We start from the raw sequence: 18,387 nt of genomic DNA on the forward strand, positions 1-18,387 counted from the left end.
GTCGCGAAATCGTTGGGCGGAGTATCGCATATTGCCCCGGGCGGGTGCGTTGGCGGCGCCGCTCCGGGGCGGCGTGGCGATCAGCCGTTCATTCTTTCGATGATGCAGGCGATGCCTTGCCCGACGCCGATGCACATGGTGACCAGCGCATAGCGGCCACCGCCGGCTTCGAGCTGACGCAGGGCGGTCAACGCAAGGCGGGCGCCCGAAGCGCCCAATGGATGGCCGATGGCAATGGCCCCGCCGTTGGCATTGAGCCGGCTGTCGTCGGGGTCGAGTCCGAGCTGCTGGGTGCATCCCAATACCTGAACGGCGAAGGCCTCGTTGATCTCGATCGCGTCCATCTGCGCGAGGTTCAGGCCGGCGCGTTCCAGCGCCTTGCGGCTGGCCGGTACCGGCCCCAACCCCATCACCCGAGGGGGTACCCCGGCCACGGCGCTGGCCACGATACGCGCCCGCGGGGCCATGCCTGCACGCTCGCCGGCGGCCAGGCTGCCGACGATCAACGCCGCGGCACCGTCGTTGAGGCCGGAGGCGTTGCCGGCGGTGACCACGCCGCCTTCGAACAGCGGGCCGAGCCGGGCCAGCTTGCCGGCATCGGTACCCGGACGCGGATGCTCGTCTCGGTCCACTGTCAGCGGCGGCTGCTTGCGCCCCTGGGGTACCTCGACGGCGAGCAGCTCGTCGTCATAGAAGCCCCGTGCCAGGGCTTCGGCGTAGCGCGCCTGTGAGCGGGCGGCGAAGGCGTCGCTGGCGTCACGGCCGATGCCGAGGTCATGGGCCACGTTGTCGGCGGTCTCGGGCATGCTGTGGCTGCCGTACTCGCGGGCGAGCCAGGGGTTGGGGAAGCGCGAGCCGATCACGGTGTCGTACAGCGGCTGGTTGCGGGCGAAGGGCGACTCCGCCTTGCCCAGCACGTAGGGGGCGCGCGACATCGACTCCACGCCGCCGGCAAGGAACAGTTCGCCCTCGCCGAGGCGAGTGGCCCGCGCGGCATCGATCACCGCGGCCAGGCCGCTGCCGCACAGGCGGTTGACCGTCTGGGCCGCCACTTCGACCGGCAGCCCGGCCAGCAGCCCCGCGTGACGGGCCACGTTGCGCGAGTCCTCGCCGGCCTGGTTGGTGCAACCGGCCAGCACTTCTTCGTAGGCCTCGGCGGCAAAGCCGTTGCGTGCGACCAGCGCCTTCAGCACATGACCCAGCAGGTCGTCGGGACGCACTGCGGCCAGGCTGCCACCGTGGCGGCCGAAGGGAGTGCGCAGTCCGTCAAAGATGTAGGCGTCTTGCATGGTGGCTCCTTTATGGTGGCTCCTTTGAGGCATCAGACGTCTGTCAGCGGCATATCGAGGGTGGCACGGCGGCGCAGCCAGGGGCTGGCGCGATAGCGGGGATCGCCGGTGGCGGCCAGCATGTTGTCGAGAATGGTCAGGATCCGACGGCTGCCGTAGTGGTCGCCCATGGCCAACGGCCCGTGGGGATAGCCCAGACCCAGCTCTACGGCGCGGTCGACGGTTTGCGGTGCGGCCACGCCCTGTTGCGCGATCTCGCAGCCGACGTTGACGATGCAGGCCACCACCCGCTGCAGCACGAAGCCGGTGCTGTCGTCGAGCAAGCTGACCGGCGTGCCGTCGTGGGCGAACAGGGCGGCGGCGGCATCACGGTAGGCCGCGCGAGTGGCCGGTGTGAGCATCAGGCTGCGACGCCGTTCGAGGCCGGCCAGCAGATCCACGGCCACGCAGCGCTCGGCGGGCAGGCCCAGCCGCAGGGCGCAGGAAGTAGCGTCCTCGCCCAGCGGGGCCAGCAGGCAAAGCGCGTCTGGGGTGGGCGTCTCGTGGCTCTCTTCAGCATTCTCCAGCGGCCAGCCCGCTGCGGTTACCAGCCCGATGAGCTGGCGGCGGGCTTCGTCATCCTCGGCGCCGATCCACACTGGTCGCGGTTCGACCGGGGGCGGCGGGGTCTCGTCGGGCACCTGGGGTTTGCCTTCCACATAGCGGTAGAAGCCTTCGCCCGTCTTGCGCCCGAGCAGGCCGGCGGTGAGGCGCTGACGGGTCAGCGGCGAGGGGCGAAAACGCGGCTCCTCGTAGTACTGGTGGTAGATCGACTCCATCACCGCATGGGAGACGTCGAGCCCGGTGAGATCGAGCAGGGCGAAGGGCCCCATGCGAAAGCCGCCCTGATCGACCAGGATGCGATCGATGGTGACGTGATCGGTGACGCGCTCGCCGAGGATGCGCAGCGCTTCGGTACCGAAGGCACGACCGGCGTGGTTGACCAGGAAGCCCGGGGTATCGGTAGTACGCGCGGTGAAGTGCCCCATGGCCTGGCCCAGCGCTTCCACCCGGTCGGCGACGTCGCTGGCGGTGCGCAGCCCCGGGATCACCTCGACGATCTTCATCAGCGGAACCGGGTTGAAGAAGTGAAAGCCGATCACGCGCTGGGGAAGGCGGCAGCTCGAGGCGATCGCCGTCACCGACAGCGACGAGGTGTTGGTGGCCAGTACCGCCTGGTCGTCGAGAATCTCTTCGAGCTGCTGGAACAGCGCCTGCTTGGCTTCGAGCTTCTCGACGATGGCTTCGACGACGATGTCGCATCCGGCAAGCTCGCCGAGGGTGGCGGCTTCCTTCAGGTTGGCGCGATAGCGCTCGGCTTCGGCCTCGCTCAGGCGCTGCTTGTCCACGGCGCGCTGCCACATGCCGCCAACGAACTCCCGCGCCTCAGTGACGGCGCCTTCGCGCAGGTCGTGGAGCAGCACGGTCAATCCGGCCTGGGCGGCGATCTGGGCGATACCGCGGCCCATGGCGCCGGTCCCGACAATACCCAGCGTCTTGAAGGGCGGGGTCGCTGTTGCGTTCGGCATGGAAAGCTCCTCTGGCACCTTTGTTCTGCATTGCGGAACGTGATTTCGTTTATTGACTGCCATCCTAGGCTATGCCACATTTCCTGACAATCAAATGCGGTCTTTGATTCTGCCTAGCGAAATTCTGCTTAGCCAAATAAGGACAGATACGCTCACCGGATTCAAGAGTGTCTCGTCCCGATCAGCCGCCTTCCCTGCGTGAGGACACGTCATGATTCGCGATCCCGAACTGCTCGCTCAGCTCATCGATACCATTTCCCGCTTCGTGCGCGAGCGCCTGATCCCCAACGAGGCGCGGCTGGCCGAGGAGGACGCGGTGCCAGCGGAGCTGCTCGAGGAGATGAAGGAGATGGGGCTGTTCGGCCTGTCGATTCCGGAGGAGTACGGCGGCCTGGGGCTGACCATGGAGGAGGAGGCGCTGGTGGCGATGGAGATCGGCAAGACCTCACCGGCTTTCCGTTCGATCTTCGGCACCAACAACGGTATCGGCGCTCAGGGCATCCTGATCGACGGCACCCCGGAGCAGAAGGCCAAATACGTGCCGCGACTGGCCACCGGCGAACTGCTCAGCTCCTTCTGCCTCACCGAGCCCGACGCCGGTTCGGATGCCGCCAGCCTGCGCACCACCGCGGTCCGCGACGGCGATCACTACGTGCTCAACGGCACCAAGCGTTTCATCACCAACGGCCCCGAGGCCGACGTCTTCACCGTCATGGTGCGCACCGACCCCGGCAACAAGGGCGCCGGTGGCATCACTGCCTTCATCGTCGAAGGCGATACCCCGGGGCTCAAGCGCGGCCCGGCCGACAGCAAGATGGGCCAGAAGGGCGCTCACACCTGCGACATCATCTTCGAGGACTGCCGGGTACCGGCCGAAAACATCATCGGCGGTGTGGAAGGAAAGGGCTTCAAGACCGCGATGAAGGTACTCGACCGCGGCCGCCTGCACATCTCGGCGGTATGCGTGGGCGTGGCCGAGCGGCTGGTCGAGGAGTCGCTCAACTACGCCATCGAGCGCAAGCAGTTCGGCGTGCCGCTGGCCGAGCACCAACTGGTGCAGGCGATGCTTGCCGACAGCAAGACCGAAGCCTACGCCGGCCGCACCATGGTACTCGACGCTGCGCGGCGAAAGGATGCCGGCGAGAACGTCTCGACGCTGGCCTCCTGCTGCAAGCTGTTCTGCGCCGAGATGGTGGGCCGCGTGGCCGACCGGGCAGTGCAGGTGCACGGCGGTGCCGGCTACATGGCGGAATACGCGGTGGAGCGTTTCTATCGCGACGTTCGCTTGTTCCGCATCTACGAGGGTACGACCCAGATCCAGCAGGTAGTGATCGCGCGCAACATGGTGCGGGAGGTGAGCTGATGGCGCTCTCGGTGTGCCGCCGGGCGCCTGACGAGGCGATCTTCGGCCGCCTGGCGAGCGAGCTGGTGGCCGAACTGCCCGAACGCTTGAGTACCCGGGTGTTGGAGAACGCCGAGCGCCTGGCCGCCGAGCCGGCGCTGGTCGATGGCGAGATCCGCTGGAGCTATGCCGAGCTGGGGCGCGAGATTCGCGCCGCCGCCGCTTGGCTCGACTCGCTCGACGTACGCCCGGGCGACCGCATCATGACCGTGAGCGAGAATGGCCGGGCGCTGGTCACGCTGCTGCTGGCGGCCAGCGAACGCGACGTCTGGGTGGCTATCGTCAACTCGCGCCTCCCGGCGCAGGAGGTCGATGCGATCCGCGACCACTGCCAGCCGCGACGGGTGTTCTACACCAGCGAAGCCTCGCCGGACGCCGAGGCCCACGGAGAACGTCACGGCGCCGCCGTCCACGCACATTCGACTCTGGGACGTCTGAGAATATCGCCGCTGATAGAGGTGGAGCCGGAGCCGGTCGAGGCCAGTGGCGCCGAGCAGGTGGCGGCGATGATCTACACCTCGGGTACCACCGGCACACCCAAGGGAGTGATGCTGACCCATCGCGGTATCCTCTACATCGCCTCGCTCTCGGGGGGGATGCGTCATCTGCGTGAGGGCGAGCGGGTCTACGGCGTGCTGCCGATGTCGCACGTGTTCGGCCTGTCGTCGGTGTGCATGGGCTCGCTCTACAACGGCGCCTGCCTCTACAGCGTGCCGCGCTTCGACGCCGCCGCCATGCTGGCGGCGCTGGAGCAGGAGCGCATCACCGTGCTGCAGGGCGTGCCGGCGATGTTCGCGCGCACGCTGGAGTTTCTGCGTCGCGAAGGACGAGCGCTGGCGGCTCCCGCGCTGCGCTATATCTCCGCCGGCGGTTCGCCCCTGGATGCCGACCTCAAGCGTCGTGTCCAGGCGCTGTTCGGCCTGACGCTGCACAACGGCTACGGCCTCACCGAGGCGAGCCCGACCATCAGCCAGACCCGTATCGAGGATCGCTTCGACAGCAATACCGTGGGCCGGGTGCTGCCGTTACTGGAGTATCGTCTGGAGCCGTTGGGGGAAGGGGGCGAGGACGAGCCCGAGCACGCCGGGGCCGGTGAGCTATGGGTGCGCGGCCCCAACGTGATGAAAGGCTACTTTCGTCAGCCTTCGGCCACTCGCGCCTGCCTCAGCGAGGATGGCTGGCTCAATACCGGTGACATCGCGCGCTTCGACGAGGACGATCAGCTCTACATCGTCGGACGCAGCAAGGAGCTGATCATTCGCTCGGGCTTCAATATCTATCCGCCCGACGTGGAGGCGGTGATCAACGAACACCCGGACGTGACACTCTCGGCGGTGGTCGGGCGCCAGGTGGAGGGCAACGAGGAGGTGGTCGCCTTCGTCCAGTGCGAGCCCGGCGCCATGCTCAGCGAGGAAGCGCTGCGCGAATTTCTTGCTGCCCGGCTGGCTCCCTACAAGCGTCCTGCACGTCTGATTCTCATGGAGTCGCTGCCGGCCACGGCCAGCGGCAAGATCCTCAAAGGGTGCCTGCGCAACATGGCCGATCGGGAGGGCGCGACATGAGTGAATCCGAACGGACGGCGTTGATGGGCTACCACGAGCTGCTCGGCATGCGAGTGGTCGAGTGGGCGGAAGAGCTCGCGATAGTGGAGCTGGTAGCCGATGAACGGCATCTCAATCGCAGCGGCATCGTGCACGGCGGTGTACTCACCTCCATGCTCGACAGTGCTCTGAGTCTCGCCGGGCTCTATTGTGCCACTCCTGGACGGGTACGCCGCGGCATGACGCTGTCGCTGACCACCACTTTCGTGGGGCCTGCTGGGGCCGGCGTGCTGCGCGCCACCGGCCGGGTGCGCGGCGGTGGGCGCAAGGTGTACATGTCCAGCGGCGAAGTCGTCGGCGCCGATGGCGAACTGCTGGCCATCGCCGAAGGGGCGTTTCGCAGGCGCAGCGGCAGCGAGTCGCCGGTGGGTCTGCCCGAGTGAGCATGGCGCGACTTCGCGCCGGCCTGCTGGTTATCGTCACGCTGGCCACTCTGAGCCATCTGGTTTTTTACAGCATCGTGCTGCAGGCAGTAGGCATCCTTGCCCTGGCGGCTTATCTGGTCACCTTGGGCGCAGTGCTCTCCCACATGGCCCGAGTACTGCTGCTGAGCGCCTGCCTGGCGACCCTGGTGGTGCTATGGCGGGCCGAGGCAGCGGGATGGTTGCTGTTCGAGGCTGCCGGGCGCTTCGCCTTCTTCGCCACCTTCGTCGTGGCATTGAGCCTGCTGCGCCTGCCGGCCTATCGCTCGCGGCTGGTGCGTCGCTGCGGTACAGCCATGCTGCTGCAGCCGCCCGCTCGCCGATACCCCATTCTTTCCGCCGGCTCGGCGCTGTTCGGCATCATTCTCAATATCGGCGTGCTCAATCTGTTCGCCGGCATGATCGAGAAGAGCAACACGCTGGCGGCGGCCCAGGGGCGAGAGTGGGTACGTCGAGCGCGCCAGCGCCGTATGATGCTGGCTCTGCTGCGGGGGTTCTCCCTGGCCCCGCTGATCTCGCCGATGGGGATCGGTGTGGCGGTGGTGCTTTCGAGCCTACCCGAGCTGCGCTGGATCGACCTCGCACCCTATGTGATCGGTGCGGCGCTGCTCATCTTCCTGGTGGGTTGGAGTGTCGATTTTCTGACCGGCCCGAACACGGCAGCGCGCAGTGTCAGCCAGCCGGCGCCTTCGCTGGCTCCCTTGGGACAGTTCTGTCTGCTGCTGCTGGGCATCGTCACGCTGGTGTTCGTGCTCTCCTGGGCACTCGATCTGCGCCTGCCGATTGCCGCCCTGGTCGGCGCGCCGCTCAGCGCAATGGCCTGGCTCGCCTGGCAGCGGCATCGACTCGGCCTGCTGGGCGTGCCGGCGGCGGTGGCAAGCCTGCATCGCCAGTTGCCGTGGCTGGTAGCTCCCATCGGTAACGAGGTCGTGATACTTGGAGGGGCGGGCTACCTTGGCCATCTTTGCGTAGGGCTGATACCGGTGGAGAGTCTGGGGCCGCTGCTCGGCATCATCGAGCCGCTCGGGGCGGCCAATGCGGTGCTGGCGATGCTGCTGGTGGTGGGGCTGGCCCAGGTCGGCGTCAACCCCATCGTCACCGTGACGCTGCTCGTTGGCCTGCTGCCGACGCTTGCCATCGAAGGCCTGACGCCGGCGCTGACCGGTGCCGCACTAATGGTTGGCTGGGCGCTGGCGCTGATGTCGTCGCCCATAACGGCCTCGATGCTGATCCTGTCGCGCTTCACTGGTGTGGCCTCGATCCATATCGGCTATCGCTGGAATGCCCGCTTCCTGCTGGCGTGCATTCCGCTGTTGGCAGGATGGTTTCTGTATGCCGCCTGGTGATGGGTTGCAGCAGAACTGAAGAGCAGGAAATGGTCCTGTGGCGTCCCACTCCAGGCAACGCCAATGGCCTACATTCTTGAGCCATTGGCATTGATGGTCAGCCGATGTTCAGGCCGCCGTAAGCCGCTCGCTGACGATCTCCAGGTGATGGTCCACATCGCCCAGATGATGGTCGAACATGATCAGCCGTCGGGCATAGTGGGACACTTGGCACTCCTCGGTCATGCCCATGGCGCCATGCAGCTGGATTGCCTGCTCGGCGACGAAGCGAGCGGCTTCGCCGCAGTAGGCCTTGGCGGCGGAGACGCGGTAATCGCGCTGTTCGGCGGGGCGCTCGAGGCTGGCAGCGGCGAGGATCGCCATCGAGCGCGCCTGCTCCAGGCTCAGGTGCATGTCGACCATGCGGTGCTGCAGCACCTGGAAGCTGGCCAGAGGTGCACCGAACTGCTGACGCTCCTTGAGATAGGCCAGCGTCTGCTCGCACGCCACCTGCATGGCGCCCACCGCCTCGGCACAGAGCGCGGCACGCCCCTGCGCCAGGGTCGCCTCGAGCGCGTCGCTGGCATCGCCGCCGAGGCGGGCGTCGTGGGGTAGTGCGACGCCGTCCAACTGCACGTCGCTGGCTGTCTGGTCATCGAGCGTGGCGTAGTCGCGACGCACGAGACCGGTGCTGTCGCTCGGCACCAGGAAGGCGGCGAGGCTGCCGTCGTCGAGCCGGGCCGTGACCACCAGCGCATCGGCCGAGGCAGCGGCCAGCACCACCTGCTTGGTGCCGTCGAGCACCCAACCGTCTGCCTGACGCCGCGCGCGGGTGGCGATGGCCTGCGCGTCGTAGCGCGAGGCGGTTTCCTGCCACGCCAGCGCCAGCCGAGACTCACCGGCCAGCAGTGGACTCAGCCAGCGCTCACGTTGCGCCGAGTTCGCCAGCCGGGCCAGCAGGGTGCCGGGCAACAGCAGGCCGCCCAGGTAGGGCGCGCGGATCAGGCCGCGGCCGAGCGCCTGCATCACGATCATCACGTCGATGCCGTCGCCGTCCAGGCCGCCGAGCTCCTCGGCGAACGGAAGCTGCAGCAGGCCCAGCTCGGCGAAGGTGCGCCACAGGGAAGCGGGTGCGGTTGGGCTGCCGGCGCTGGCATCGGCAACCAGACGCTCCAGGGTATCGGCGAGCATGCGCTGCTCGTCGCTGTAGGAAAAATCCATGAGGGCTCCTTGCCTGCCGACCGGTTACATACCGAGCAGCGTCTTGGCGACGATGCTCTTCTGAATCTCGTTGCTGCCGCCGTAGATCGAGAGCTTGCGCCGGTTGAGGTACTGAGCGCCGATGGCGGCCTGTTCGGCGCGATCCTGCTCCAGCTCGGCGTCGCCGTAGAGAAAATCGGGGAAGAAGGGTAGCGCCGCCGGGCCCAGGGCACGACGGGTCAGCTCGCTGAGTTCCTGGCGTAGTTCCGAGCCGCGCACCTTGAGCAGCGAGCTCTCGGCGCCGGGCGCGTCGCCGCCACGGGCGCTGGCGAGCACGCGCAGGTGGGTGATCTCGAGTGCCATCAGCTCGAGTTCGGCCCTGACCACCCGCTGGCGGAAGCTCGGCAGTTCGAGCAGCGGGCGACCGCGGTGCCGGATCCGCCCCGCCAGCGTCTTGAGATAGCGCAGCGCCTGCTTGGCGTGGCCGAGGCCGGCGATGCCGGTACGCTCATGGGTGAGCAGGAACTTGGCGCAGGTCCAGCCCTGGCCCTCCTCGCCGATGCGGTTGGCCACCGGCACGCGCACCTCGTCGAGGAATACCTCGTTGACCTCATGGGCGCCATCGAGGGTGACGATGGGGCGCACGCTGATGCCGGGGCTTGCCATGTCGATCAGCAGGAAGCTGATGCCGGCCTGCTTCCTGGCCTCGGGGTCGGTGCGCACCAGGCAGAACATCATGTTGGCGTGCTGGCCCAGGGTGGTCCAGGTCTTCTGGCCGCTGACGACGTAGTCGTCGCCGTCGCGCACCGCGCGGGTGCGCAGGCTGGCCAGGTCGGAGCCGGCGCCGGGTTCGGAGTAGCCCTGGCACCACCAGTCCCGGTTGGCAAGGATGCGCGGCAGATAATGGCGCTGCTGCGCCTCGCTGCCGAACTTCATGATCACCGGAGCGACCATGCTCACGCCGAAGGGCACGATGGTCGGCGCGTGGGCGGCGGCGCACTCCTCGTCGAAGATATGTCGCTCCACCGGCCCCCAGCCCGGGCCGCCATGCTCGCGTGGCCAGCCGGCGGCAAGCCAGCCACGCCGGCTGAGCACGTTCTGCCAGCGCAGGTGATCGTCGGCGGAGAGCCGCCGGCCCAGGCGCACGCGCTCACGGATGTCGTCGGGCAGCTCGGCGACGAGGAACTCACGGACTTCGTGGCGAAAAGCCTGCTCCTCTGGGGTGAAGTCGAGGTTCATGAGGCACGCTCCTCACCTACGGCCAGGCTGGCCTGGCGGTGGGGGCCGCCCAGGTGGCGAGGGTAGCCGAGCGCCTCGATGGCGAGCAGGTCGATATCGCTCTCGCGGTAGGCCCAGCCGCGCTCGGCCAGCATCAGGCTCGCTGCCTCCATGGCCGCCCGAGCATTGGCGTCGTCGTCGCGTGCTGCCTTGGCCAGCGTGGCCAGCAGGCTGCCCTGACGGCTCACCGTCACGGGCAGACGCAGCGCCTTCAGCGCATTGGCCGCGGCCTGCTGCCGTTCGGCGTCGGCGCGCAGCGCGACCAGTTCGGTCATGCCGGCGGCCACGACCAGCGCCAGGTCGGCATCGACGGCGGTGAGGTCTTCTGCCGCCCCGGGCGACAGCACAACGATGCTCAGACAATGACTCGGACAGGTCGTGTCGGAACCGGCGATCAGACACGCCTGAGTGGCCTCGGCGGGACGGTCGGCGAGAACGATGCCGGCTCGCTCGGCTTTTCCATGCAGGCGCTCGAACAGCGGGTGCTCGCCCAGCAGAGCGAGGTGATCGAATGTCGGCGGCTCACCGGCGTCGGGCACCCGGTGCGGTGCGCGAGCGGCGAAGAAGGCGTGGATCAGCCCGGCGCGCTGGGGTGAATCCATACAGGCGAAGAACAGTTCGCGCTCACGACGCAGGCCATCGGCCAGGCTGCCTTCACTGCTGAAGGCAATCGCTTCGACACAGCGGAAGGGGGAGTAGAGTTCCGGCACCTCGCTTTCCAGTTGGGCCCGGTAGCGCTCGATGGCCGCCGGGTCGGCGGCAGGGGGCGGCAGCTCCCCGGTGACCCGCGGCGTACGTTTGCCGGCAAGGACGTCACGCGCCGCCGCCAGTCCCGCCTCGAGCGGGTCGTCAGCGTCCGCCACGGCGTCGACGATACCCAGGGCGAGTGCCTCGTCGGCATCGGCAAAGCGGCCACTGGTGATCAGGTCGAGGGCCGCCTCGATGCCGCTCAGTCGTGGCAGACGCTGAGTGCCGCCAGCGCCCGGCAGCAGGCCGAGCTTGACCTCGGGAAGGCCCAGCTTGGTGCCGGGCAGGGCCACCCTCAACTGGCAGCCCAGCGCCACCTCGAGCCCGCCGCCCAGCGCGGTACCGTGCAGCACGGCAATGATGGGCTTGTCACCGGCTTCCAGGGTGGCGATCACCTCCGGCAGGATCGGCGCCTGGGGCGGTTTGCCGAACTCGCGAATGTCGGCGCCGGCAATGAAGGTGCGGCCGCGAGCGAGGAGTACCAGCATCCGCGCCTCGCTATCCTCGTTGCCCCGGGTGATGGTCTCCATCAGGCCCTGGCGGACGGCCTGGCCCAGGGCGTTGACCGGCGGGTTGTCGATGGTGATCACGCCGATGTCGTCATGGCGCTGGTAGCTGACCGGAGTCGTCATGGGGCATGGCTCTCAGTGGCTGGTTGAAGAGTAAGCGTATCGCGCATCGTCAGGCTCATGAATCGATGGGGGGCGTCAGGGTCGCCGAACGTGGCCGCGCCAGGCGCTGACTCCAGCGCGCCAGCAGTACGGCGGGCACCAGCGCAGCGAGGGCGAAGGCGAACAGCTCGAGCTGGCTGAGCGGGACCATGCCGCCGCCGGGCAGGGCGAACAGCAGTCCTGCCACCAGCACCAGGCCGCGGGTGACGGTTTCGCTGACGGCGCCAATGCCGAGACGGCCCACACCGATGAGATAGCCCTGCATGGCGGAGGCGAACAGCACGATACCGATCAGCGCCTGGACGAAGACCAGCCCGATCTGCAGCGGCTCGGCCTGCATGATCAGCGCCGGATTGAGCACGAACAGGAAGGGGATGAAGTAGATCACGCTGCCCAGGCGCATGGCCTGCAGCCCGGTGGCCATGGGCCGCGCACCGGCGACGGTGGCGGCGGCGAAGGCGCCGAGCGCCACGGGCGGGGTGATGAAGCTGAGCATGCCCCAGTAGAGGATGAACATGTGCACCGCCATGGGGTCGAGGCCGCCACCCTGGATCAGCGCCGGGGCCAGGGCCACGGCGAGGAAGATGTAAGCGGCGGTGACGGTCATGCCGATACCCAGCACGAAACTGGTGAGCGCCCCCATGATCAGCAGCAGCGGTACGCTGCCGCCGGCGATGTGAATGAAGTCGTTGGCGATGGTGCCGGAGAGGCCGGTCATCGACAGTGCCCCGACCAGCATGCCGACGCCGGCCAGGATGGCGATCAGCTCGGCGAACAGCTTGGCCGCCGAGGAGAGCGCCTCGCCGATCTCGTGCCAGCCCCAGCGGTTGCGGCGCGAGAACTGGTTGAGCACCAGCAGCAACGCGGTGGCGTAGAAGGGCGCCACGGCTTCGCGCTGCATCACCAGCAGCATCCATACCAGCAGAGCGAAGACGAAGATGAAGTACCAGCCCTGCTTGAGGGTCTGCCACAGCGAAGGCAGCTCGGCCGCCGGCAGGCCCTTGATGTCGTGGCGCGCAGCATAGGCGTCGATCTGGATGAACAGACCGAGGAAGTAGAGGATCGAGGGGATGATGGCGGCCAGCGCCACGGCGGCATAGGGCACGTCGAGGAACATCGCCATGACGAAGGCGGTGGCGCCCATCACCGGCGGCATCAGCACCCCGCCGGTGGAGGCGCAGGCTTCCACCCCGCCGGAGAACGAGCGGCCCATGCCGATACGACGCATGGCGGGAATCGACAGCACGCCGGTGGTCAGTACGTTGCTGATCACGCTGCCGCTCATCGAGCCCATCAGACCGCTGGAGAAGATCGAAACCTTGGCCGGCCCGCCGCGCACGTGCCCCAGCAGGGCAAAGGCCAGGTCGATGAAGAATTTGCCGCCGCCGCTCTTCTGCAGCACCACGCCGAACACCAGAAAGCCGATCACCAGGCCGGCGAAGGCCTGCAGCGGTACGCCCATGATGCTCTCGGTGCTCATGGTGTGGTATATGGCGGTCTCCTCCAGGGTGGAGGGGAACGCCTGGATCGGCCCGGGGACGACGTCGGCCACCAACGGGTAGAGCGAGAACATGGCCACGATCACGGCGATGGGCCAGCCGCCGGCGCGTCGGGCCGCTTCGACGATCAGCAACCACCAGGCGTAGCTGGCCAGGATGGCGGTGTCGGGGGCGGCGAAGGCCCAGCCGCGCTCGAGGATCGATTCGGCATGGTAGACGAAGTAACCACCGACGATCAGCGTGGCCAGGCTCAGCGCGTAGTCGTACCAGGGGACCGGGCGGTGCTGCAGAGACGGGGTGATCGGCCACAGCAGGTAGACCAGCGGCAGCAGCAGCGCCACCACGGCGTAATAGAACTGGGTCTCGAGCCCGGTGACGAAGTGCAGCCAGCCGAGGTTGAACAGATAGTCCAGCGTCATCGCCATCAATACCACGGTCACCGTGCCGGGGATCGGGCGCAGCGCGAGCGGCAGCGTGCGGATATGGGTGACCTTCTCCTTAAGCTGGCGCGTCGATTCGTTAGGGGCGGTGGGAGGGGTCATGGCGGCGTCCGTGTAGCGGAGAAGGGGGCGGCCAGGCCGCCCCCGGTACAGAGCCTGGGGCCCTGGCTCACTCGAATACCGGGTCGAGGCCGGCTTCTTGCAGCGCTGCGGCGCGAGCCTGCATCCAGGCCTCCTCGAAGGCGTCCTCGTCGTCCGGAGCATCGGCGAGGAAGTCGTTCCACGTGGCGAGGAGCAGCTCCTGGCGTTCCACCAGCGCCTCCTGGTGCGCCTGCATTTCGTCGGTCCAGACGCCGATCTCCTCGTAGTACGCCACCACTGCGTCGTGGAACGGTACGACCCACTGCAGATCCTGATACTCGAAGGCGTAGCCCACGGCGCCCGGAGCGGCATCCTTGTAGTCGTCGTAGTTGTCCTGCAGCGCCTTGATCAGACCGTAGGCGACGTTGTCGTCGAGATCCTGGTTGGCCACCACGATCGGATAGGGGTAGCTGGCGCTGGGTACCGGATTGTCGGCGCTGACGTTGCCGGCCCCGGCGGTCACCTCGTGGGGGCGGAAGTATGGCGCCACCGCCATCATGCGCTCCCAGCCCTCGGCGTCGTCGGGGTCGAGCACCGGCCAGCTGATGCCGCGCGGGCTGCTGGCGAGCTGCTGCGCCGGCGGTGTGACGGTGGTGGTGAAGGAGGCATCCACGTCGCCGGCGATGATGCCGTCGAAGGAGCGCGAGTAGCCGGGATAGTCGACGCGTTCCACGTCGTCCCAGGTCAGGCCGCCGAAGGCCAGGTAGGCCTCGGTGCCCTTGTTCAGGGCGTCGTCGCCGCGGATGTAGGCGATGCGCTTGCCGGCCAGGTCGGCCGGGGTCTCGACGCCGAGATCGCCGGCTACGGCAAGTGAAAGGCCGAACGAAGCGGTGGAGGTGGTGATCACGCGGATCGGCTGCGGCCCCCAGTCGCGGTTGGCGAACATCATCACGCCCTCGGCGCCGTAATAGCTGGCGATGCCGCAGGCACAGAGATCGACGCGACCCTGCTTGAGCGGGGTCATGCGCGAGACGTCGTTGTCGCCGGGCAGGATACGCACCGAGGTGCCGTAATGGTTCTGCAGCATGTTGCCGATGGCCACCGCCTGGGCATAGCCGCTGGAGTTGGTGCCGTAGGCGGTCCAGGCCATGGTGCGGGGGAGTTCGACCTCGCCGGCCTGGATCACACCGGCGGAGAGCAGCGAGAGCGGAAGTGCCGCGAGGGCGAGTGAACGGGACAGCTGGCGCATAGGAGGCTCCTGTGCTGTGAGTGATTGTTGTTTTGCTGTGCGGTATTTAATTCCGAAACTGAAACCGATACTAGGAAGCCGGTACGCCGGTGTCAACGAATGCGCGAGTGCCGTATGCCGGCAAGTTTCCGCCACGCGGAACCGGCCTGTGGATGACTTTCAAAAGGCCGTCGAATTAACGAGTTGCCGGCGAGTGAGTGGCGTCGGAAGAAGGGGTGATTAGACCAAGGTTCAATGCCCGGACAAGTGCTTTCCGGGCGTCTGGATCATTGTGAGGGACGTGAGAGTTCGCGCCAGGCGGCGAAGGTGCTGAGAAAGACGCGCCCCGTCATGTCGTCGAGAAAGTCGCTGCATTTGAGGCGATCCATGACCGGGCCTTTCACTTCGGCCAGGTGCAGGGTGACGCGGGAGTCCTTGAGCCGCGCGTTGATGGCGTCGAGGCTCTCCAGTGCCGAGGCATCGATCAGGTTGACGGCCGAGCAGATCAGCACCACATGCTCGAGTTCCGGGCGAGTGGCCACCAGGTCGTAGACGGTGTCTTCGAGGTAGCGTGCATTGGCGAAATAGAGGCTTTCGTCGATGCGCAGCAGGGCCACGTGACTGACGGTCTCGGTCTCGTGGCGCTCGACGTTGCGGAAGTGCTCGGTGCCGGGGATACGCCCTACCAGGGCGCTGTGAGGACGACTGGTGCGGTAGAGAAACAGACCGATCGAGATGGCGACGCCGCTGATGATGCCGGTCTCGACGCCCTCCACCAGGGTCAGCAGAATGGTGACCGCCATGGCCGCGAAGTCGCTGCGCGAGTAGCGCCAGGTCTGACGGATCAGGGGAATGTCGATCAAGGTCAGGATCGAGACCGTGATCGTCGCCGCCAGGGTGGCGATGGGCAGGTAGGCCAGGGCCGGGGTGAGAAACAGCGTCACGGCGCCGATGCCGATGGCCGCGAACATGCCGGCCAGCGGCGTCTGGGCGCCGGCGTCGTAGTTGATCACCGTACGTGTCAGGCCGCCGCTGACCGGCATTCCCGAGGTGAAGGCGGCGGCGAGGTTGGCCCCGCCCAAGCCGACCAGCTCCTGATTGGGCGAGATGCGCTCGCGGCGTCGGGCGGCGAGCATCTGCCCCATGGAAACCGATTCGACGAAGCCCACCACGCTGATCAGCAAGGCGGGAACCAGTAGCGCCTGCCACAGCGAGGCATCGAAGCCCGGTATGCTCAAGGGTGGCAAACCCTGGGGAATGTCGCCGATCACGGCGACGCCGATGGCGTCGAGTTCCAGCTGCCAGGTGGCGAGGGTGGTCACGACCACGGCGAAGACGGGGCCCGAGCGGGTGAGCAGGTCGGCCAGTGGGCGAGAAAGGCCGAGGCCACGCAGCGTGGAGCGCCCGTACTGGCGCAGCAGCAGCAGGAACAGCAGGCTGCCGGCGCCGATGGCCAGGGTCGGCAGATGGATGTCGGCCAGGCCACCAACGAGCTCGACCAGTCGTGGCAGCAGATCGCGGGCGACGAGTTCCACGCCGAGCAGATGGCCGATCTGACTGGCGGCGATGAGCAGGCCCGAGGCGGCCAGAAAGCCGGCGATGACGGGGTGGCTGAGGAAGTTGGCCACGAACCCCATGCGCAGCAGCCCCATGAGCAACAGCATGAGACCAGACAGCAGAGAGAGGACCAGGGCGGCCTGCAGATAGTCGGGCGTGCCTGGCGTGGCGACGCCGGACAGCGCCGCGCCGGTCATCAGCGCGACGATGGCCACCGGACCAACGGCCAGGGTGCGGCTGGTCCCCAGCACGACGTAGGCCAGTGCCGGCAGCAGGCTGGCATACAGGCCCACCACCGCCGGTAGCCCAGCAAGTACGGCGTAGGCCAGCGACTGGGGTATGACCATGACGGTGACGATCACGCCCGCCAGCAGGTCGGCACCGCCCAGGCGGCGGTTGTAGTGGGGGAGCCATGTCAGGATCGGCAGGTAGCGTCTGAGCATCCCGTCTCTTGGTCGTCAGGGGAATGGGCTAACCAGACTAAACGATATTGGTGGTGGGGTTGAGTCTTGGTTAGCATCAGGTGAAACAACGTACTCAGCAAGACCACTCATACTAACTCAGGAAATGCTGAACAAATCGATGAGCGAAATGAATCGGCTAGGTTCGTTCCCGACGAACCAACGCACTTCCCACATCCCTGTGGGTCGCAAGGCGCACCGTGCAGCGCCGTGATTCGTTCGCGCACCTGTTCAGCGTTTCCCACAATCAGGACACGCCATGAAGCCCGAAACCATTGCCCTGCACCACGGCTACGCTCCCGACGACCAGCACGCCGTGGCGGTGCCGATCCACCAGACCACCTCATTCTCCTTCGACAGTGCCCAGCACGCCGCCGACCTCTTCGATCTCAAGGTCGAGGGCAACATCTACTCGCGCATCATGAATCCCACCTGCGCGGTGCTGGAGCAGCGCGTCGCCGCACTGGAAGGCGGCATCGCCGGCCTGGCCGTGGCATCCGGCATGGCGGCGATCACCTATGCGATCCAGACCATCGCCGAGGCCGGCGACAACATCGTCTCCATCAGCGAACTCTACGGCGGCACCTACAACCTGTTCGCCCATACTCTGCCGCGTCAGGGAATCGAGGTACGCTTCGCCGACAAGGACGACATCGACGGAATCGAGTCGCTGATCGATGCGCGCACCAAGGCGGTGTTCTGCGAGAGTGTCGGCAACCCGTCCGGCAGCGTGGTCGACATGGCCAGGCTGGCCGAGGTCGCCCACCGGCATGGCGTGCCGGTGATCGTCGACAACACCGTACCGACACCCTTCCTGTGGCGGCCCATCGAGCATGGCGCCGACATCGTCATTCACTCGGCCACCAAGTACATCGGCGGGCACGGCACCACGGTCGGCGGCGTCATCGTCGATTCGGGCAGGTTTCCCTGGGCCGACCATCCGCAGCGATTCCCGCTGCTCAACGAGCCGGACGTCTCCTACCACGGCGTGTGTTATACCCGCGACGTCGGGGAGGCTGCCTTCATCGCCCGGGCCCGGGTCGTGCCGCTACGCAACATGGGCGCTGCGCTCTCGGCTCAGGCGGCCTGGAATCTGCTGCAGGGGCTGGAGACCCTCGCGCTGCGTATCGAGCGTATCTGCGACAATGCACTGAAAGTGGCCGAGTACCTTGAAGCGCACGACGCGGTGACCTGGGTGCAGTATGCCGGCCTGCCCGGCCACAAGGACCATCAGCTCGCGCAGCGCTACATGGGTGGCAGGGCCTCGGGCATCTTGAGCTTCGGCATCCAGGGCGGCCGCGAGGCGGGGGCACGCTTCTACGATGCGCTGGGCATGATCCTGCGCCTGGTCAACATCGGCGATGCCAAGACCTGCTCTTCGATTCCGGCGTCGACCACCCATCGCCAGTTGAGCGACGAGGAGCTGGCCGCGGCCGGCGTGACACCGGACATGGTGCGGCTCTCCATCGGTATCGAGCACGTCGACGACATCATCGCCGACCTGGAACAGGCATTGGCCGCCAGCCAGCGCTGATGCCAAGGGCCGCCCTTGCGTGGGCGGCCCGCATCTGCCGACTCGGAGCGCAGTCCAATCTCTTTCCTATCGGCCGCAAGATGC

General features: G+C 67.2%; 13 protein-coding genes. 5 read left to right on the forward strand and 8 right to left on the reverse strand.

Annotation, left to right across the window (positions count from 1 at the left end; all coding sequences use genetic code 11):
* Nucleotides 1–80 precede the first annotated feature (80 nt).
* On the reverse strand, nt 81–1,289 hold the full coding sequence (locus tag C4S71_RS01240) for a 3-oxoadipyl-CoA thiolase (RefSeq protein ID WP_103967933.1): 1,209 nt from the start codon (nt 1,287–1,289) through the stop codon (nt 81–83).
* Nucleotides 1,290–1,321: 32 nt separating this feature from the next.
* The gene (locus C4S71_RS01245) at nt 1,322–2,857 is read right to left on the reverse strand and encodes a 3-hydroxyacyl-CoA dehydrogenase (RefSeq protein ID WP_103967934.1); all 1,536 of its coding nucleotides are present in this window, start codon (nt 2,855–2,857) and stop codon (nt 1,322–1,324) included.
* Between the two features lie 211 nt (nt 2,858–3,068).
* Between C4S71_RS01245 and C4S71_RS01250 the strand changes: the two genes are divergently transcribed.
* The 4 genes from C4S71_RS01250 to C4S71_RS01265 are packed head-to-tail and all read left to right on the forward strand — an operon-like array spanning nt 3,069 to nt 7,628.
* Entirely contained in the window at nt 3,069–4,220 is a 1,152-nt protein-coding gene (locus tag C4S71_RS01250) for an acyl-CoA dehydrogenase family protein (protein WP_103967935.1), read from the forward strand.
* Nucleotides 4,220–5,821, forward strand: a complete 1,602-nt coding sequence (locus C4S71_RS01255; RefSeq protein ID WP_103967936.1) for a class I adenylate-forming enzyme family protein — start codon at nt 4,220–4,222, stop codon at nt 5,819–5,821. The genes C4S71_RS01250 and C4S71_RS01255 overlap by 1 nt, the downstream gene beginning before the upstream one ends.
* Nucleotides 5,818–6,243: a PaaI family thioesterase gene (locus C4S71_RS01260; protein WP_103967937.1), complete on the forward strand. Its 426-nt coding sequence runs from the start codon at nt 5,818–5,820 to the stop codon at nt 6,241–6,243. Before C4S71_RS01255 ends, C4S71_RS01260 begins: the two co-directional genes overlap by 4 nt.
* A 2-nt stretch (nt 6,244–6,245) precedes the next feature.
* Nucleotides 6,246–7,628, forward strand: a complete 1,383-nt coding sequence (locus tag C4S71_RS01265) for a hypothetical protein (RefSeq protein WP_235014124.1) — start codon at nt 6,246–6,248, stop codon at nt 7,626–7,628.
* 108 nt (nt 7,629–7,736) lie between these two features.
* Here C4S71_RS01265 and C4S71_RS01270 read toward each other — a convergent pair whose 3' ends face one another.
* The 6 genes from C4S71_RS01270 to C4S71_RS01295 form a co-directional block, all read right to left on the reverse strand.
* On the reverse strand, nt 7,737–8,828 hold the full coding sequence (locus C4S71_RS01270) for an acyl-CoA dehydrogenase family protein (RefSeq protein ID WP_103967939.1): 1,092 nt from the start codon (nt 8,826–8,828) through the stop codon (nt 7,737–7,739).
* A 24-nt stretch (nt 8,829–8,852) separates the two neighbouring features.
* Complete coding sequence (locus C4S71_RS01275; RefSeq protein WP_103967940.1) at nt 8,853–10,046, reverse strand: acyl-CoA dehydrogenase family protein; 1,194 nt, start codon at nt 10,044–10,046, stop codon at nt 8,853–8,855.
* The gene (locus tag C4S71_RS01280; protein ID WP_103967941.1) at nt 10,043–11,464 is read right to left on the reverse strand and encodes an enoyl-CoA hydratase/isomerase family protein; all 1,422 of its coding nucleotides are present in this window, start codon (nt 11,462–11,464) and stop codon (nt 10,043–10,045) included. Before C4S71_RS01280 ends, C4S71_RS01275 begins: the two co-directional genes overlap by 4 nt.
* Nucleotides 11,465–11,519: 55 nt before the next feature.
* Nucleotides 11,520–13,544, reverse strand: coding sequence for a TRAP transporter permease (locus C4S71_RS01285; protein ID WP_103967942.1), 2,025 nt, complete (start codon nt 13,542–13,544; stop codon nt 11,520–11,522).
* Between the two features lie 67 nt (nt 13,545–13,611).
* Nucleotides 13,612–14,772 (reverse strand): TAXI family TRAP transporter solute-binding subunit, encoded by a 1,161-nt coding sequence (locus tag C4S71_RS01290; protein WP_103967943.1) that lies wholly within the window; start codon nt 14,770–14,772, stop codon nt 13,612–13,614.
* A gap of 266 nt (nt 14,773–15,038) precedes the next feature.
* Complete coding sequence (locus C4S71_RS01295) at nt 15,039–16,751, reverse strand: SulP family inorganic anion transporter (protein ID WP_086509773.1); 1,713 nt, start codon at nt 16,749–16,751, stop codon at nt 15,039–15,041.
* Nucleotides 16,752–17,028: 277 nt separating this feature from the next.
* On the opposite strand from C4S71_RS01295, the gene C4S71_RS01300 reads away from it, so the two are divergent.
* The gene (locus tag C4S71_RS01300) at nt 17,029–18,303 is read left to right on the forward strand and encodes an O-acetylhomoserine aminocarboxypropyltransferase/cysteine synthase family protein (protein WP_103967944.1); all 1,275 of its coding nucleotides are present in this window, start codon (nt 17,029–17,031) and stop codon (nt 18,301–18,303) included.
* Nucleotides 18,304–18,387 lie beyond the last annotated feature (84 nt).

This window comes from Billgrantia desiderata (assembly GCF_900108215.1).
In the GTDB taxonomy this organism is placed as follows: Bacteria; Pseudomonadota; Gammaproteobacteria; order Pseudomonadales; family Halomonadaceae; genus Halomonas; species Halomonas desiderata.

Bases quoted from the DNA above. Each gene is read 5' to 3' on its own strand.
- C4S71_RS01265 (WP_235014124.1), top strand. From the start codon at position 6,246: ATGGCGCGACTTCGCGCCGGCCTGCTGGTTATCGTCACGCTGGCCACT.
- C4S71_RS01250 (WP_103967935.1), top strand. From the start codon at position 3,069: ATGATTCGCGATCCCGAACTGCTCGCTCAGCTCATCGATACCATTTCC.
- C4S71_RS01255 (WP_103967936.1), top strand. From the start codon at position 4,220: ATGGCGCTCTCGGTGTGCCGCCGGGCGCCTGACGAGGCGATCTTCGGC.
- C4S71_RS01240 (WP_103967933.1), bottom strand. From the start codon at position 1,289: ATGCAAGACGCCTACATCTTTGACGGACTGCGCACTCCCTTCGGCCGC.
- C4S71_RS01300 (WP_103967944.1), top strand. From the start codon at position 17,029: ATGAAGCCCGAAACCATTGCCCTGCACCACGGCTACGCTCCCGACGAC.
- C4S71_RS01285 (WP_103967942.1), bottom strand. From the start codon at position 13,544: ATGACCCCTCCCACCGCCCCTAACGAATCGACGCGCCAGCTTAAGGAG.
- C4S71_RS01275 (WP_103967940.1), bottom strand. From the start codon at position 10,046: ATGAACCTCGACTTCACCCCAGAGGAGCAGGCTTTTCGCCACGAAGTC.
- C4S71_RS01260 (WP_103967937.1), top strand. From the start codon at position 5,818: ATGAGTGAATCCGAACGGACGGCGTTGATGGGCTACCACGAGCTGCTC.
- C4S71_RS01295 (WP_086509773.1), bottom strand. From the start codon at position 16,751: ATGCTCAGACGCTACCTGCCGATCCTGACATGGCTCCCCCACTACAAC.
- C4S71_RS01290 (WP_103967943.1), bottom strand. From the start codon at position 14,772: ATGCGCCAGCTGTCCCGTTCACTCGCCCTCGCGGCACTTCCGCTCTCG.
- C4S71_RS01280 (WP_103967941.1), bottom strand. From the start codon at position 11,464: ATGACGACTCCGGTCAGCTACCAGCGCCATGACGACATCGGCGTGATC.
- C4S71_RS01245 (WP_103967934.1), bottom strand. From the start codon at position 2,857: ATGCCGAACGCAACAGCGACCCCGCCCTTCAAGACGCTGGGTATTGTC.
- C4S71_RS01270 (WP_103967939.1), bottom strand. From the start codon at position 8,828: ATGGATTTTTCCTACAGCGACGAGCAGCGCATGCTCGCCGATACCCTG.